This window comes from Mastigocoleus testarum BC008, from assembly GCF_001456025.1.
Taxonomy (GTDB): Bacteria; Cyanobacteriota; Cyanobacteriia; order Cyanobacteriales; family Nostocaceae; genus Mastigocoleus; species Mastigocoleus testarum.
Window position 1 is genome coordinate 62,545 of the sequence record NZ_LMTZ01000091.1, and the last position, 18,242, is coordinate 80,786.

Annotated in this window: 9 protein-coding genes; 3 read left to right on the top strand and 6 right to left on the bottom strand. The window is 37.1% G+C overall.

Translation table 11 applies throughout. The features are described from left to right. Positions 1-179 precede the first annotated feature (179 nt). Positions 180-1,013 (bottom strand): photosystem II manganese-stabilizing polypeptide, encoded by an 834-nt coding sequence (psbO, locus tag BC008_RS17950; RefSeq protein WP_027841041.1) that lies wholly within the window; start codon positions 1,011-1,013, stop codon positions 180-182. Between the two features lie 883 nt (positions 1,014-1,896). On the opposite strand from psbO, the gene BC008_RS17955 reads away from it, so the two are divergent. After that, a complete protein-coding gene (locus tag BC008_RS17955; RefSeq protein WP_027841040.1) occupies positions 1,897-2,202 on the top strand; it encodes a hypothetical protein in 306 nt (101 codons plus the stop codon). A gap of 52 nt (positions 2,203-2,254) precedes the next feature. Here BC008_RS17955 and BC008_RS17960 read toward each other — a convergent pair whose 3' ends face one another. Both BC008_RS17960 and BC008_RS17965 read right to left on the bottom strand, forming a co-directional pair. Then, a complete protein-coding gene (locus tag BC008_RS17960) occupies positions 2,255-7,399 on the bottom strand; it encodes a WD40 domain-containing protein (RefSeq protein WP_027841039.1) in 5,145 nt (1,714 codons plus the stop codon). A 214-nt stretch (positions 7,400-7,613) separates the two neighbouring features. Beyond that, positions 7,614-8,963 carry an ATP-binding protein gene (locus BC008_RS17965; protein WP_027841038.1) on the bottom strand — a complete coding sequence of 450 codons (1,350 nt, stop codon included), beginning with the start codon at positions 8,961-8,963 and terminating at the stop codon, positions 7,614-7,616. Between the two features lie 1,417 nt (positions 8,964-10,380). Between BC008_RS17965 and BC008_RS17970 the strand changes: the two genes are divergently transcribed. Continuing rightward, positions 10,381-11,196, top strand: a complete 816-nt coding sequence (locus BC008_RS17970) for a cell division protein FtsQ/DivIB (RefSeq protein ID WP_027841037.1) — start codon at positions 10,381-10,383, stop codon at positions 11,194-11,196. 1,401 nt (positions 11,197-12,597) lie between these two features. Next, the gene (ftsZ, locus tag BC008_RS17975) at positions 12,598-13,878 is read left to right on the top strand and encodes a cell division protein FtsZ (protein WP_027841036.1); all 1,281 of its coding nucleotides are present in this window, start codon (positions 12,598-12,600) and stop codon (positions 13,876-13,878) included. A gap of 616 nt (positions 13,879-14,494) precedes the next feature. Here the strand turns inward: ftsZ and gshB are convergent. The 3 genes from gshB to hflX all read right to left on the bottom strand — a co-directional run bounded on the left by gshB (position 14,495) and on the right by hflX (position 18,027). Then, complete coding sequence (gene gshB / locus BC008_RS17980; RefSeq protein WP_027841035.1) at positions 14,495-15,466, bottom strand: glutathione synthase; 972 nt, start codon at positions 15,464-15,466, stop codon at positions 14,495-14,497. A gap of 137 nt (positions 15,467-15,603) precedes the next feature. Then, positions 15,604-15,864, bottom strand: a complete 261-nt coding sequence (gene grxC / locus BC008_RS17985) for a glutaredoxin 3 (RefSeq protein ID WP_027841034.1) — start codon at positions 15,862-15,864, stop codon at positions 15,604-15,606. Between the two features lie 411 nt (positions 15,865-16,275). Continuing rightward, positions 16,276-18,027 (bottom strand): GTPase HflX, encoded by a 1,752-nt coding sequence (gene hflX / locus BC008_RS17990; protein WP_058183746.1) that lies wholly within the window; start codon positions 18,025-18,027, stop codon positions 16,276-16,278. Positions 18,028-18,242: the final 215 nt, after the last annotated feature.

Consider the following 18,242-nt stretch of genomic DNA (forward strand, 5'->3'; position numbering starts at 1 on the left):
AACAGAGTAAGAGGGAACCACACAATCAAAAATTTTAGGCAAAATTTTTTAGGTTCCCTCCATTACACAACCAAGTTCTAATGAAGTTGGAGAATTTCGGCTAGTTTTCTTAAAAGAAGATCCAAAGAGTAAATCACTACTCGTTAATATGCTAGGGATTCGCTGTTCCCATAAATTAATTAAGCATCAGCAGATTCTACAAGACCGTAAAATATACCTTGAATTTTGACTTCCTTAGGATCACCAGCACCTAAATCTGTATCAGAAGGCTGTTCGCTGATAAAGGTACCAGCAATTTCGCCAGTGTCGCTGTTGACTTTAGAGATAGACAAAGACATTTTTCCATCTAGAACTTCAGTGCGCTTAACATTTGCACGAAGTAATTCTTCATCATCTGCTTGGGCAGGAAGAGCCACTGCATTATCATAACCAGTAGCAACACCACGACCTTTGGGGTCAAGGAAAGTTGCACCACGATATGAAGGAACTCGGAAAGCACCTTTAAAATCAGTTGAAGTATTAATACTGGTTAATCCAGGTTGTGTTTCACCTGTAAAACCTTTAACAGTAAAGAGGAAAGGTATACTCTCACCACCAGGAAGTTTTACGGTAGTTGCTTGAAAGTCAAAACCTTCTCTTTCTTTAAAAGTTAGACTACCATCAGAATTAATGATTAAATCGCCTTGAATCTGATCCAAACTAGAAGTCTTACGAGTCAATAATTTTCCGGCTACAAATTCAGCCTCTTGGCGTTTGTTTGCGGGTTCTTCTTTGACAAAGTAATTTGTTGGCTGTAAACAAAGTTCTTTAATTTTATAAGATTTGCTCGAGTCAATAGGAATTGAACCCCGACTGGTTTCTGATAATTTGGGACATATGTTTGCTAAGCCTGTATTTCTAATTTGGTCATAGCTTAGTACATCATTGCTTCCAGCTGTTGGACCCTCGCTACAAGCGGTGAGAAACCCCAGACATAAAGCTAAGACAGCAACAAGTAAAGTGCGAAACCTCATGGTCAACCTCAATGTCAAAATTTAATATCTAAGTTGTCAAATTACTCTGCTAAACATACTTAAACGTATCATGTTTGTCCTTAGCAGGGTGTAATACCCAATTTTTATGGCTATTTAAGCCAGATCATACGATTTTTTTTAACTCAAAATCAAAACATCATGCCACCACTTGGACAAAGTAATATGGTTTTTAGTTGAACGATCGTAGACGTACTAATTTTTAGCTTAATACTCAAAGGGTGCTGAAATAATAGGAATTTATGATTTTATGGAAATTTTGGACCAGCATTTTTTCACAGTTAATTGTTAAGTTTTAAAACTTAAGGCTAAAATCTATTGTTCAATAAAATCCGTTAAATCTCCTGCTGCCTCAATAAAGTATCATAAGCTACTTTGTTCTCCGAGTCTGTTTCATCTAAATGAGAGCCAAGCGATTAGTGAGATTGATTCTTAGAGAAAGCTGCTGGTTACAAATTAGTTCCGTTTCACTCTCTAAAATTTTCTTAATTATCTAGAAAGAGTGAGTTAAAAGTCTTTATTAAGAGATAATGAGAGTTATAAGCAGAAAATAGTTTTTTTATCTATATAATCAGTAATTTGGGCTATTAAAAGTCTTTAAAGGGTAAATATAAGTCAAATATTGGCAATACCTGTATTCTTTTGATTTATAATCATGCTTTGTTCTTCGCAAATTTGAGTATTTTGGATTACAAAATATTCTGAGTTTTTAAATCAAAGGTTAAAATTTAATTTTTTATTTGATAGCGCAATTGGGATTTTATATATTTCTCTGGTTTTCTATTGCTGGAAAAGCTCATGCAAGCCCTAACAGAATAATCGAGATTAGTAAATTTTTATTAATTGAATTGACAGGGATACAAGTATGTATGTAGATAAAAGTTTTGAACGTGAAAATTTATCTCAAAAACTGCAAGAAATAACTTCTGCCATTGGTGATGCAGTTGAATTTTGCCAAGGAGATACTATTGCACTTTTAAGTTTGCTAAGAAAGTTAGAAATGTTACATCGTGAGATCTGCGATGAGGAATTTCAACGGAGTTTACCCGATAATCGTCATGGACTTTATGCATTATTGCGTGAAATTGAATCAGAGGGAGGATGGCCTTATATTGAGAGGATGAGGCTGAAAGATTTGTTGTCAAATTTAGAAGCAGAGTCTTTCGAGTGAAAAGCCTCCTAAAACAAAATCAAATACTTTGCCATGTAAGGAAGTAAGCAGATTATTTTATACCTTGGCAAAGATAACGATCGCTAGGGAGAACATTGTGGTTGTGGTTCAGGTAGTTGTTTACCCATCCGCAACCGCGTACTAATAGGTTATCTAAATCCAAATTCCAGAGAATAATCTTATTATCATCGCTTGCGGATGCTAACGTGTTTCCATCGGGGCTGAATTTTACGTTGAGAACCCGACTTTGGTGACCATTAAGAGTTTTAATTAGCTTACCATCGCGATTCCATAGTTTAACTGTATTATCAAAGCTGGCAGCAGCTATAATCTTGCCATTAGGGCTAAAGTTAACAGCATTTACGCTTTCGCTATAACCTTTAAGTAATTTTTTTAATAGGGTTCCATCTCTTCGCCACAGGGCGATAGTATTGTCCCAACTGGCAGAAACTAATAAATTATCGGTAGGACTAAAACTTGCACTCAATACCCAACTTTGATGGGGAAAAGTTTTCAATAATTTACCATTACGCTGCCAAATCTTCACTGTTTGGTCGTCGCTAGCAGAAGCTAAAACTTTTCCATCCGGGCTAAAAATTACCTCATTTACCCGATCTTTATGACCTTTGAGAGTTGTAATTAGCTTACCTTTTATATCCCAGATTTTGATAGTTTTATCTTGACTTGCTGATGCAATTAACTCCCCGTCCGGGCTAAAGCTGACGCTATTAACATTATCACTATGTCCTACAAGTGTGTTGAGCAAAGAACCATCGTATTGCCACAGTTTAACTGTATTGTCATTGCTCCCAGATGCAACTATTTTCTCCTTTGGATGGAAACTAACGCTTTTTACTAGGTCTTTATGTCCTTTTAAAGTCTGATAAAGCTTACTTTTTAAATGCCAGTCTTTCCGTGCTATTTGCCAAAGTTTGACCGTTCTATCTTCACTTGCAGATGCTAGCATTTTGCCATTTGGGCTCCAGGAAAGATTTATAACCCCTTGTTTGTGTCCTTCAAGAATGGGTAGTTTTGATGAGGTCAAACTTGTTAAATCCCAAAGTTTTAAGCTTTTATCTACACTTGCAGAAGCCAGTACTTTACCATTGGGACTTAAAGATAAACTAGTCACAGTATCACCATGACCTTTAAAAGTTTCGATTAATTTACCATTGGCAATATTCCAAAACTTAATTGCATTCTCCTCACCACCGGAAATTAAAGTTTGGCTATCGGAGCTAAATTGCAGGCTAAAAACTATATCAACTTCGTTTAAGGTTCGATGGGGAATAAATCGACTATTTATTTGGCTGTTATTGAACTGCTCATTCTCTGTCCGCCAAATTCTAACTTTTCGATCTCGACCTGCAACCGCCAAATATTTACCGTTAGGACTAAAAGTGACAAATGTTGTTCCTTTTGGACGTTTCGGTAAAGTTTTGAGCAAATTACCATTACGTTGCCAAATCTTTACCGTTCCATCTTGGCTTGCTGAAGCAATTAATTTAGCATCGGGGCTAAAAGTCACCCAGTTAACCCATCCTTGGTGTCCCTTAAGAGTTTTAATTAGCTTGCCGTTACTTTGCCAAAGTTTAATGGTGCCATCTTTACTTCCAGAAGCCAACATTTTGCCATCTGGACTAAAATCTACAGCATAAATCCAATCTTTATGCCCCTTGAGGATTTTGTGGGGTTTGGAGTCAAATTTCCTACTGTTTGGATTTAATCGCCAAAGTCTAACTGTTCTATCAAAACTAGCAGAAGCAAGAGTTTTTCCGTCCGAGCTAAAACTAACACTAGTAACACGACCGGTATGACCTTGAAGAGTTTGGCTGAGGAAACCATTAGGATGCCAAATTTTAATACTTTTATCCCGACTTCCTGACGCCAATAATTCTCCATTAGGACTAAAGCTGAGATCCCAAACAGCGTCTTTGTGTGCTTCTAGACGGTTAAGTTCTTTTACGCCGTAGATTGCTTGTTGCAAAGCTACCGCTACCCGCATCCTAGTATCTGCTTGTACCCCTGAAGATTGTTTTAGTTCTCGCCAAGCCCGCAAACTTTCTAAAAGAGCATCAAATTCTTTATTATTGGTAAATAAAACTTCGCTTGCAATGGTTAAGCTGGTAATTTTGAGATTTGTCTCGCTACGTTCGGCGCGTAAAGTTTGACGAAATGCTGCTCTTTTTTGAAAATCAGCTTGCCACCATAGCCCACCAATACTTCCCACCATTGCTGCTAATACCATTCCAACTACACGTGCTTCGCGCAGTCTGGTGCGTAATATTAAATTTAATCGGTCTTGAGAACGTTTATGTGCTAATTCAGCTTTGGTTTTCTCAAACTTAACTTTCTCTAGTTCTGCACTCACCCCACTATTATTTTTTCGCCGAATTGGAGCTACTAAATAATCATGGACTAATTGATAGCGATTGCATGCATAGGGCTTACGCTTATCGCCTAATTCAGTAGGTACTTGTAGAACTAATCCACTGCCGACCAGTATTTCTAGAATTAATCCCAAACTGGTGGGAGATACCATTAATATCTCTGTATTAACATAATCTTGATCGCTTTGGTCGCTAAATTCTATTTCACCAGAAGAATCTACACTTTCCCATTCTCCGCCAAGATCCAGTTCGCTTGCAAATTCCTGTAGTAGAGCACCGATCAATTCTGTTTTTGTTTTTAGAGGTCGCGTACCTTTCTCATCGGTTAATTCAAAAAGTAATTGCCAACTTAACCGTTCGTATTCTTGACCGCAATCCTTAATCACTTCTTCCAACCAGCATTCTACTAGTTTTGCCGAACCACCACGCTGTCTATATGCTTCAATTGTTGTAATATTGTCGGCTTGAATTTGAGCCCCTACTATTTGTAGTTCGATGGGGTGGACTTGTGAGTCATCAGCAGCTAGCTCTGCGACTAATTCTGCAATCAATTCATCGCTAATTTCATAATGGGAGCGTTGAGTTAAGCTATGAATAATTTCGATTGCATCGCCAGGAGAAAATTTACCAATGTAATAGCGAATATCTTTATCGAGAATATTTCGATTAATTACTCCTAGATCGTAAACTTTTTCACCTTGGTAATTACTGTAACGCTCAAATTCCAAGAGGTAATGTAAATAATCTTCTCTTAGAGAAAGTAAAATTTTCACAAATGGGATATTTAAACATTCCCCAAATAATTTATAAAAGTCATATCTTTTCTGACTAGTTTTACAAACAAAGAAAAATTCTTCAAACTGGTCAAAAATCAGAATGATAATGTAATTCTTCTCAGATAGTAACTGGATTTTCCGAATAACATTGCTAGGGGAAACTTTTAAACTAAAACCAACTGTAATATCTGTCTGGGCTATAGCTCTATCTAAATTTTTGGAAATAGCTTCTAACCAATCAGTGTAAACTGATATAACAATTGGTAAAGCTTGACGGTCGCCAATAATTTTTTGCTTGAGTGCAGGTACTAATCCAGCTTTCAAAATTGAACTTTTCCCAACTCCACTGGGACCGTGGATAATACTTAACTTGCAGTCAGCGCGGCTAATTCTCTCAATCAATCGATTAATGTCCTGGGACCTACCGGATGCGGTAATTTCCGGTGCAACTTCTTCTAAAGGGGAATCTATATTTTGAAATGGTAAAACTGGATTCACCCGATAGCGTTGTGGTTGTAATTGACTTGCACCAATAAAGGCGCGAAAGCCATACTGATGTTCTATTTGAATTTTTTCTTGTTTGAGTTTAAAAGCTTGAAGATAATTATGAAATTGGCAAAAGTAAAGCGATCGCAGTTCTTCAATAATTTCTAAATAAAGTGCTGGTTGGTATTGTAACTCGCAAACTACTTTTGCCCATTCTAGATTATTTACTGCTTCGTCCCATCGGTCTAAATTTCTTTGAATGCGTCCTAATAACAATAGATACCAGCTTTCTTGTTGACGCGATGCTTTAGGAGCAAATGTTGCATGGGAAATTGCTGTATTTACTAATTCATAAGCTTGAATCCAGTTAGAATCAGAAATTGCTGTTGCAGCAAGGAAACCATAATCTTGAGCTAATTGTGCTTGATCGCCGTAATTTTTGTGTAATTCTAAGGCTTTTTGAGCCAGAATTCTTAATTCTTCCCAGGCTTTTAAGCGTTGTAATGTTTCACAAACAGGGATAATAAACTTAGCAATTAATTGTGGTTTATCAGCTTTTTCTAAAACTTCCAAACATTGGCGAAACCAATTAAGTGCTTTTTCTCCATAAATTCTATTAAGTGAGGGACGCAGATCGGCCATTCGGCGATAGCATAATCCCAAATGAAATAGAACAACAGCTAGACGACCGGAAGAAAAACAAGAATTTAAACTCAATGATTCTTCTTTTTTTTCAGTTAATAAGATTGTTTCCTCATTAACTTTTGACTGCCAAAACTCTAAGCTATGTTGATAATGAGTTAAAGCATCATCAATTTGATCATTAACATATTTATCCCGCCCCAAAACAAACTCTAAATTTGCTGATAATTCTGGTTCTAAGTTAACTCCATATAGTCGCAGTAAATCATTCCGAGCAGACTCAATTTCTCGACGATGTGGAGAACTAGGATCTAAATCTAAAGCTGCATTTGATAAAAATTGTTCTGTACCTGCAGCTAATATAGTGTCTAACAAACATTCTGTTTCTTGTCGAATTAGAGTGATTAAGTCCTCTTGGGACATTTCAAATTTTATTGTAGTTGCAGCCCAACTTTTAAAATCAGGAGCTAATCGCGATAATAAAGTTGCAACATCATTTTGTAACCACAATATAACTGGGAAAGGAAACTTGTCAGCATAGACATCTCTAGCTTGATTAATACTAGTTAATAAATCTTCCAATGCAAGATTAGATTCTAAACCAAAGACTATTACTGAAGTTGGTAAAGAATCTGAAGCCACAGCAGGATTATCTAAAAACAATTCTGAAATTATTGCCTTATGTAAAGTTGTGGCAGAGGATGGAAGGAGAATTTCTCTTAAATATATATCCTTAGTTAAATTGCGAATATTCTCTACAACTTGTTCGCGTAATTGTTGATAGTTACAGCGCACTAAAATTAGTGAGAATTGACTTCGAGAAAGTTCAATCGCTCGGATAAGCCTTTGTAGGGAATGCTTATTTGGAGCCACACTTGTTTCTGTAATTTCCCACTCTCTCATAATTTAAAATAGAGCTTTAATAAAATAAACTTAGAAGTTATCAATTAAAACTTACAAAAATTTATGTTTAAAAAATTTATGTTTAAAAAATTTAGATTTAAAAAATTTGAATTTACAAAAATGAAAATATAGCATTCTTTAGTCAGAAAGCAGAATTATTCATCAACAATCAACGATTAATAATCAAAAAGTTTAAAATCAGGTTGAAGAGATTTTAAGATTGGGGGACACTTAGCATACGTTCTTGTTGCCAAGAAAGTACTTTTTCTGATTCTGCAAGGGCTGGACTAATTCCAAACCATCTCCCTTGGGGATCGCGATATTCAAATACAAACATACTTCTGAGTAATCTTTGATATTCAGTTTCGCCTCGGACTGTTTGTTGTTCTACAACTTGAAATAATAATTCCCACTCTTGATCGTCAATTGCTAATAGCAAATCATCTCGATAATCTTTAATTACAGCTTCCAAACATGCTTGAGAGAAAGGTGGATCTTGCCTTTGTAAGCAGCTGTAAAGTAGACCCAATAGATTACGAATGTGACCGCCACTTACCCGACACAGACGATCTAATGTCTCCAAATTATCGAATAATTCGGTAATCAGAGCAAATCTTGCATTCCAAGTAATATCCGGAAAAGCCCTAGCTAATACCAACTGGCGTAAAAGAGACATTCCTGGTTCGTAGTCACCACCAGAACGTTGACGCACCCTTACCATTGGTAATACTTTTGGAGCTATTCCTCCTCCGAGGCGATTTTTTAAAGTCTGATACTCATTAGAAAAAATCAATCCTAAAGGGATAGTATAAACAACATGACAATTGAGCCTGCGTAATTGTTCGCCCCGATCAATAAATAAATACTCTGGTTGCGATCGCCCTGACGGCATTGGGCGCATGTCTACCCGATCTAAGTTATCAACAATTACAACTAATCCTTTTTGTCCCCTAAATTTAAGTTGCTTAATGGCTTTCTCTAATACTTCTTCGTTAATGGCTTGCAAAATGCTGTTGGTACGAGGCTCCAAATATTGTCGCAAGTGGGTGCGTAAATGTGGACTATCCTTGGTTTTTGCAGTAATCTTGGCAATTCCTATAGAAAGCTCAGCTTCCGAAAGCTCTATAGAATTATGAAAAAAATCTCCAATTTCCTTAAACAAGTTACTGAAATAACCTGCTGTAATCTTGATCCCAACAGCTTCTAAGCTAAGGCTGACTTGACGTGCCACACTCAACAAAATATCGCTGATATCAATATCTGCCATGTCCAAATCTTGGCTAGACTCAAAGTAAACTACGTGAAAACCCGCACTTTCTAATTCAGCTTTGAGCCTTTGTAGCTCTGTAGATTTACCACAACCAATGTGCCCCGTAAATAACTGACAGGTCGGCTCATCGGGAGATATACGTGCGATCGTCCGTTGTAGTTCCTCGACTATTTTGCAACCTCGAACATCGGAAAAATCTATATAGTATTGTCGGTCGGCAACATCGCCCATAGCTAGCGTTTTGCTAGGATTACAGGCTTTAAAAAAACGTAGCAAATTAAGTGTATGTCTCATGTAGATGCAATCATCACTTGTAACTAATTTATAAGTGTTCGACTATAAGCGTTCGACTATGAGCGTTCGACCCCCTAACAGCTTCAACCCTGTGCCAAAGCGATTTTAGTTAAGACAAAAAGGATTAATATAACCCTGAATATACTGAGTCATTTGTCCTTTTTACACCTGCATTTATTGTTTTGCCAACACCTAAGGAGTTTTTAACAAATACAAGTCGTGAGTCAACATCAGTTAAATTACTGAATTTAAATATTTACTGGAGAGAAAATAAATATAGATCGAATCCCATTTTTTTTATCGTTAGCCTTAGCTATAGGCTCATATCAGGATATATTCATGATAGAAACTTTGCACATACGCGATGCTGTCGCTAAGCGCTAATTTGGTAAGCTAATTGTGTAAATTTAGTCTCAGTCTTAAATAAGTCTAATTGATGTTGATACTATTACTGTCGAGCTATTAAAAGTATCTTAAATAACTTTGTGCTTTGATGCGTGCGAAACAAAAATTATTTACGCGTAAGTTTTGGCATTATATGCGGTAGAGTATTTATAATTTTCACATCAAACCTAGCAAACTAAATATTACTCAAGCTTTACTCCAACTGCTTTATAGTACAAATAAATTTTATAGTACAAATAAATTATTTCAGGGATGCACAATTGGGAGTATTGAACTTCAGAAGAGAAATTTTCTTTGCATAATTGAGATGGGATACACCAAAATGAGCACAACATAATAGCTATCCAACATCATTCTAATGATTTAGGCATATCTGTTTCCCGGTAATCAAACTTTTGTAACCCACAGATTTGAAAATCATTAAACTTGATGGGAAATTACTTGAGATGTGCAAAATTTAACTTTATATAAGTTCTCTAAACTACGATTTTTGGTTGACATCTCATATAATTTTTGTTGGACAGAAATTTTTAGGAGGCTTTGTGTGTAAAGAGTTCAGTAGAAAAATCAATTTATGAATGATGGAACCGACAACAAATTTAATTCGAATCTTTCTTTCCTTGAAGACTAAATATTGATACAATAATATCCAATTTACTTATTAAGAATCACCTCCATAGTCAAGCAAGTTCCCTGTAAAAAGTCTCTCGAATAGCAAAAAGAAGAGATATTAAAAGATTTAAATAGCAATAACTACCTTTGTAGTCTTTCAGACAGACAAAAATCATCATTCTCCTTATAAGGAGTTATATTTAATTGCATTTTGAAGTCAAAGAATTAAGGAAATCTTTATATCAGTGCGGTAATCTTATCGCGATCGCTTTAGGTTATTGCTGAATTGAACAATAATTCCGGCTAGAAATTTGAATTAGCATCGAAGTATCAAATTTAATTTTTAGATAATTCAAGTGCGATTAAAGATTAATTTGACTGCAAATAGAAAGGGGTTTGAATGACACAAATCGCATCAGTCTCCCATCGCGACCTCCAAAAGCGCCGTAATAAATTACGCCGTCAGAAACAAGTAAAAATTGTGCAAACAATATGGCAAACTTTTGCTGTAAGTAGCATGACTGCAGGCTTGATATGGGTAGTTTTTCAGCCTATTTGGGTATTAAAAGCTCCAAAGCAAATAGTTGTTTCTGGTAACCGGCTTTTAGATGAGAAAGTTATTCATTCTGCGATGACACTATCTTATCCCCAGTCTTTATGGCGCATTCAACCTTCAAAGATTAGTAAATCCTTAACCAAACAACCAGGGATTGCACGAGCAGTGGTAAGTCGTCGTTTATTTCCACCAGGAATAGTAGTTCAAATAAAAGAAAGAGTACCTGTTGCAATCGCAAAAAAATCCTTATCTTCAGGAGATAAAGAATCAATTTCTGGGCTGATTGATGCAAATGGAAATTGGATACCGGTGGGGAAAAGTACATCATTGAACCCCGATTTTGGCTTACCTAGTCTCTCAGTCGTAGGCTATAGCGAAAAATATCGTTCCTCGTGGATTTTGCTTTATGAGACTTTACATCAGACTTCTATCAAAGTTACAGCTATCGAATTTCAAAATCCTGCAAACCTAGTTTTGAATACAGAATTAGGAAAGGTTTTATTAGGCTCTCCTAGTGATATTTTGCCAGAACAAATTAGAACCCTGGCACAAATGCGCCAAATTAAAACACAACTAAACCTCGATCAAATAAATTACATCGACCTCAGAAACCCTAAAAAGCCCTTAGTACAGATGAATCATAAAAAGCGCAAAAATTAATTGTAAATTCTTTCAAAAATAAAACTATAAGATGTATTTATTCAATTGAAAATTTGAATAGGTTCAGAGATTTTCTCTTACAACATATATTTGTGATGTGTAAATTTTCAACTTTTCACAGATAATTTACAAATCATTCTGTTTTAAACCATCGTCAAGATAGCACCATTTACCCTCAAGGATACTTTCTGCAAATACAATTATTTTTAGTTGTTACTTAGTTGCGAACTTGACATTTATATATTGCGTGCTAGATGTTAGACAATTTAATGATGTAATCTAAGCTGTAAATCTTATATGTTTTGAATGCAGCTTACGCTGATTTTAAGGTATTGCACTAACCCATAGAAGCATGTTTTGCTATCAATGGTTAGTTCTTGCACAAACATCATCTATGTTCGTCAACAGATGAATTTAAAGAAGAGTTTAGCTAACTACAATAAGGGATGATTTATATTGTTGACTAATATTCATTACAGACAAACTTCTATTATGATTTTATCTTTAGATTGAGTTTATCTTTATAACATGTAGAAAATACAATTAATCAGCCCACAGGTAGGTTATAATGTCACGCTCTGATGATTTCACTGAAAATAACCCAACCAGAGAAATGGCTACTACAAAACTTTCATTAGTGTGAAAGTCTTCAAATCACCTAAAAAGCAAATGAGCAAATATCTTAGCTTAAAATCACATTTAATCGAAAACAAATAAACGTGTTTTAAATTGCAGTTACCCCAAATGTCAAATTCCGCAAATCAAATCATAAAAACAGATAATAGCAGTATTGTAGTTTCTTTAGAATTAATCTGAATTGGCCGACATTTTTGCTGTTACAAACATATACGCAAGTAATGCATGTATTTTATAAGACTATATACTGTATAAATTAACTAAAAAGGAGGTAAAAGATAATTGATGTTGTAGTAGTATTTTTCCAAGTGATGGCAATTTATACTCGAGCTAAAAAGGTATTTATATTGAGATAAAAAAGAACACTCACCACATATACTTATAAAAATAATGACTTTTGGGATGAAAAATAGTACTTTGTACCAGCCAACGGAGAAACAAAAAATACATGTCACCGACTAAGCGAAAGAAAGAAAAGGTAAACAAGTTGAGAGTTAAGTTATACATTTCAATTATCGGTAATTATAGGTATACTTCTCTAGAATTGGCGATGCAGTTGTTTTTGATGTGGTGCTTCAAGAACCAATCGCGTATCGTAGTGGCTTAAAACCACGACAAGGTTTCACTTCTCAAATCCTGTTAGGGTTGGAAGAGAAAAGAACAAGAGAAAAACCAGGACATTATATCTTGACCGCGTCAAACTATAGTTGACTATGCGGGTGAAAAGCACCTTAAAAGTCGTTTATCTACTTGCACACAAATCTGATGACACTTGATAACAACCAAGGGCTTACCTACAGAAACTCTCAATCTCCGGGACAGCCAGAGTTATCCTTAGCGGTTAACTCTACTAATCCTTTTAGTCACTCCGGATTAACTTTTGGACAAAATAACGATAGCAAAACCCCTCTTGAGGACAATCGGATTGGCGATATTGTGCCGGGTCGCGTTGCTAACATCAAGGTAATTGGTGTCGGTGGTGGCGGCGGAAATGCTGTTAATCGCATGATTGCCTCTGATGTGAGTGGGGTTGAATTTTGGACGATTAATACTGATGCGCAAGCTTTAACTATGGCATCAGCTCCGAGCCGATTACAAATTGGGCAAAAGCTCACCCGAGGTTTGGGGGCTGGTGGAAATCCTGCAATTGGTCAAAAAGCCGCAGAAGAGTCTCGGGATGAAATTGCTACAGCTTTAGAAGGTGCTGACTTAGTATTTATCACTGCTGGTATGGGAGGTGGTACCGGTACTGGGGCTGCTCCGATAGTAGCTGAAGTTGCAAAAGAAATGGGTGCTTTGACTGTTGGGGTGGTAACGCGTCCATTTATATTTGAAGGACGTCGTCGCAGTACTCAAGCAGAACAAGGTATTGAAGGTTTAAAAAGTAGGGTAGATACCTTAATTATTATTCCCAATAACAAACTGCTGGAAGTCATCCCCGAGCAAACTTCCATGCAAGAAGCTTTTCGTTATGCAGATGATGTATTGCGTCAAGGTGTTCAGGGGATATCCGACATCATTACCATCCCTGGTTTAGTTAATGTTGACTTTGCTGATGTGCGGGCTGTTATGGCAGATGCTGGTTCTGCATTGATGGGAATTGGCATTGGTTCTGGTAAGTCTCGCTCCAGAGAAGCTGCGATCGCAGCAATTTCTTCACCATTACTCGAGTCTTCCATTGAAGGTGCGAGGGGTGTTGTATTAAATATTACTGGTGGTAGCGACCTCACCTTACATGAAGTGAATGCAGCAGCAGAAGCTATTTATGAAGTGGTCGATCCTAATGCCAATATTATTTTTGGTGCTGTGATTGACGATCGCCTCCAAGGAGAAGTGAGAATTACGGTTATCGCAACTGGCTTCACAGGAGATCTACCTCCACAGCAACCGCAAAACGTTACAAATGTACGTATGGCTCCACAGCCACAAAAGCGGCAGTCACCTTCTACTCAACCGTTGAATTCTCCAAATCCAACTCCGGAGCCCAAAGAAAAATCTGTACTTGATATTCCTGACTTTTTGCGACGCAGAAGCCCACGCAATTAAATTACGATTGTAGGTTTTCGATATGACTAACTATAAGAGAATTTAAGATTTGTGGTTGACTGTTTACGATTGCTGGAGATCTGCCAGAACGTACTCAGATAGTCTGTAGAAAAAACTTATATGTTGCTCAAATTATTGGGAGGTTTAAAAACAAATTATCTTGCATGGCTTGCATTATTCCATGCTACCTACAAATCCAATTTATTTGGTTGGGGGTCAGCCACCTCAGAATGAATCCTGAATGTGTCTGACATCAGCTAGGAGTGTGAATTTTTGTTAAGTTCTAATACTTGCTGCAAAGTTAGCATTTATCACTTCTCCTTATAAATAAAGTAAATACTTGTCGAATTTGAACTGCTATGCTCTGAAGGCGAGCGTTCACATGTTTACTCGATATGCACTATCCAATCGACCAGCAGCTCAGCCTGCTTCTGGTCGAAACCCGCATTGGTTTGTAAAAATGTATTTATTACAAAGTATTTATTACAAAATATTTATTACAAAATGCTTGTTACAAAATATATTTACACTGTTTAGCGTTAGTTAGGGCTTGAGTGCTTTTTAGCAGAGATTTAATTCAGATTGTGACCTAAAAAAGTAAAAAAGTCTTCAACATTCAATTTTGCTCTGCTCTTTGCTCAACCCATTGAATTACCTGTTTGCCAAGACTGATATTATTTAATCTGTCAATTTCACGAATACCTGTCGGGCTAGTAACATTAACTTCAGTCAAATAGCCTCCGATGACATCAATACCAACAAAAATTAAACCATCACGACGTAAAGTATCTGCTAGTTGATGGCAAATTTCTTGTTCTCTGGGAGTAATTTCAATTGCAGCAACACTACCGCCCGTTGACATATTATTACGAAATTCTCCTGGCCCACTCAAGCGATTAAGGGCTCCAATTGGCTCACCGTCAAGTAATATTATTCGTTTATCTCCATCCTTTGCTTCGGATAGATAGACCTGTACCATTACCGGTACTTTCCCTTGGGAAGTACTGAGTTCGATAATGGAATTAAAATTGCGATCGCCTGCTTGCAAAAATAAAATACCTTCCCCAGCTTTATTTCCTAGAGGTTTAAGAATTGCTGCTCCTTTAGTTTCAACAAACTGGCGAATTATTTCTTTATCAGCAGTAACAATAGTTTCTGGAATTGCTTGTGTAAATTGGAGAGCATACATTTTTTCATTTGCTGCTCTGATTCCATTTGGACTATTAACGACTAATGTTTTGCGTGGATCGATATAGTCCAAAGTATAGGTCGCATAAAGATAAGTCGCATCAACTGGTGGATCTGTCCGCATAAAGACAGCATCCATGTTTTCTAAAGGAATAAGCTGAGGCTCTCTCGATATATACCAAGGATTTTCCGCCACATACTTTCCATCTAATAATTTTATAGGTTTAAGTTCAACTTGCTCTAAAACTGCCCAAGCTTTACTATTTATTACGCTGAGTTGATTAGCTTGAGTTACCCAGATCTCATGTCCGAGGATGTGTGCTGCTTCCATTAAAGCAACGCTGGTATCATGACATGGATCGAGTTGACTGATGGGATCGATAATAAAAGCAAGTTTCACGCTTGGAACCTCAATTGCCGGGAGTTTCTTTGAACTGTCTAAATATTGGAATTGTCCAAATTATTTGAACTATCTAATTTAAATTATCAACTGTAACGGTTAACAGTTAACGCCGAAATGTTAACCGTTAAGCTGTTTTAAGATGCCAGTAATGGATCTAATTTTCCTTGAGATTCCAATCCATAGATATCATCACATCCGCCAACGTGAACCTCATCAATAAATATTTGTGGTAAAGAACTCCGTCCATTTGCTCTAGTTATCATCTTGTCCCGAGCAATTTCATCACCATCAATACAATATTCGATGTAATCAATCCCTTTCTTTTTTAAGAGATTTTTAGCACGAATACAAAATGGACAAGTACTCCAAGTGTAAATTTCTACTTTTGCACTCATTATGTCCTCTATTTAGTTCATAATTCTTAATTTTAATAATTATGCCTTAATTTCTCCACTAGGCAAAGAGCGTGTTATTACTACAGCTTCAGGCGGTACGCGCTAATTGTTATGTCTATTCAAAGCATAATAACTGCAAATTTTTTATATATTAAATTTTTTATATATTAATGGAGACGCAACATATTATTTTCTGAAATGCAGTAAATGCTAAGAAAAATAATAGCTAAAATTGCGTCTCCACAGAGCAGATAAAAATTTGTACAAATAAGACTTACTGTTTTTAGTTTTAAATCGGACTCACGCAAGGATTCCTTATGCAAAGGATATTTTTGCAAGATCGAAATCTGTAGTCTTTAAATCTCGACCTTATGTTAATTTGCGCAAGTCCGGCTTATGAGGGTTTTGAGATTACTGAGAAGAAACAGCGTAGTTAATCAACTGACCAAGACGCTGGCGTAGATTTTCTAAGCCCAAACGCTTATCTGCTGAAATAAACACTGCCATAGGGAACTCTTCTCTTGCAAGGGCTAACGTTTCGCTGTTAGCTTGGTCAATTTTGTTAAATACAACAATTGCAGGTCCGGGAGTAACCGGCATTTGTTTGAGAATTTCTCTTACCGAACGAACTTGATTTAACCAAGCCGCATGGGACAAATCTACTAAGTGTACTAAAGCGTCAGCTTCAGTAACTTCTTCCAATGTGGCACGAAAAGCATCCACCAATGATGCTGGTAATTCGTGGATAAACCCTACCGTATCTGTCAGCAGAATTTCTTGCCGGTCTCCACTTACTGCATGGGGAACAGTTAAGCGACGTGTAGTCGGGTCTAAGGTCGCAAATAGCTGATCCGCAGTATAAACTTCAGCATTGGTTAGGGCATTAAGTAAAGTAGATTTACCGGCATTGGTATAACCGACTATTGACACAGTGGGAACACCTTGGTTTTGTCGTCGTTGACGTAAGCGTTCCCGGTGCGCCTGCAATTGATTAACTTCTTTTTGCAGTCGGGTAATGCGTCGTTGGATGGCACGTCGTTCTGTTTCTAATTTAGTTTCACCAGGACCTCTGGTTCCGATACCACCCCCAAGCCGAGACATTGCTTGACCCCTACCTGTCAGCCTGGGAAGCATATATTCCAACTGTGCTAGTTCTACCTGTAATTTACCAGCACCAGACTGAGCCCGTTGGGCAAAAATATCTAAAATTACTTCGGTGCGGTCGACAACCCGAACACCAATTTGAGCTTCTAAATTACGGACTTGTGCTGGTGAAAGATCGCGATCAAAAACTACCAAATTAGCCCCTAATGTTTGGGCAGCTAAGGCAATTTCTTGTACTTTACCCTCACCAACAACGGTTTGGGGATGAACGCGATTTCGCTTTTGTTGTAACATTTGCACAACATCACCACCAGCAGTATCGACTAATCGGGCAATTTCTGCTAGAGTATCTTGGAATTCTTGAGATGACAGATCGCCTGTCATGATACCAACAATCAGGACTCGCTCATGGTCAGAGTCCACATCTAGGGCTGTATATTCTCGGCGAAACTCTTCTTCTAGACCTTCTACCAAGTCCATGAAGTCTTGTTTGCCGAGCATATCCAAGCTCATAGGTGGGGATATACTCCAACTTGGAGGAGAATAATCGCTGGTGCTGATATTTCCACCCCCTTGAGTCGCTGTTAAGATACGAGAATCCTGGGGTGTGAGATGTGCTAAGTAAGCTTCCTTAACATAACCAGAAGCTGCACCACCTCGCTTTTTAAATCCAGAAGCTGTAACATTCATTACTACTAAAGCATCAAGACGTTGTAAAGCCATTGATGTTAAGGCAGCATCAGAGCTTGCTTCTGGTTTCAACTGGGTAGCAATACAACGAATACCACTAAGTCGTTCCGCGCCGTAACGTGGTAATTCCATTAGTGGAATTTGGGTCTGACGCGGTGTGCCTACCCCAACCCGAATCACTTGTCCGCGACGATTGAGATAGGCACATACTGGTTTATTGATTTCTGTACTCACTGCTGCCAGTCGCTGGGCAAATTCTGGAGTTGTAATCCGATCGCCCGGTATGCGCTGGTGGTAAAGCCGCCGGAGTTGTTTTAGTTGGCTAGGCTTTAAACCTTGGAGATTACCGAAGATAGTCTCTATAGGCATTAAAGGCCAGTTTCCTGACCCCCCCTTTATTTTTGTTTGATTTCTTATTTATTTTATCATTTGCTTTTTTTCTTAACTATTACTTTAGGAAGATGCATTTATACTTAGTATTTTGTAATGCTTATAAAAAACTTTACTTTAATTGATATGCTTTGAGCTTGCAGGTTATAAATACCTGTGATTCAATATTTATTTTTACAAAAATTTATATATTT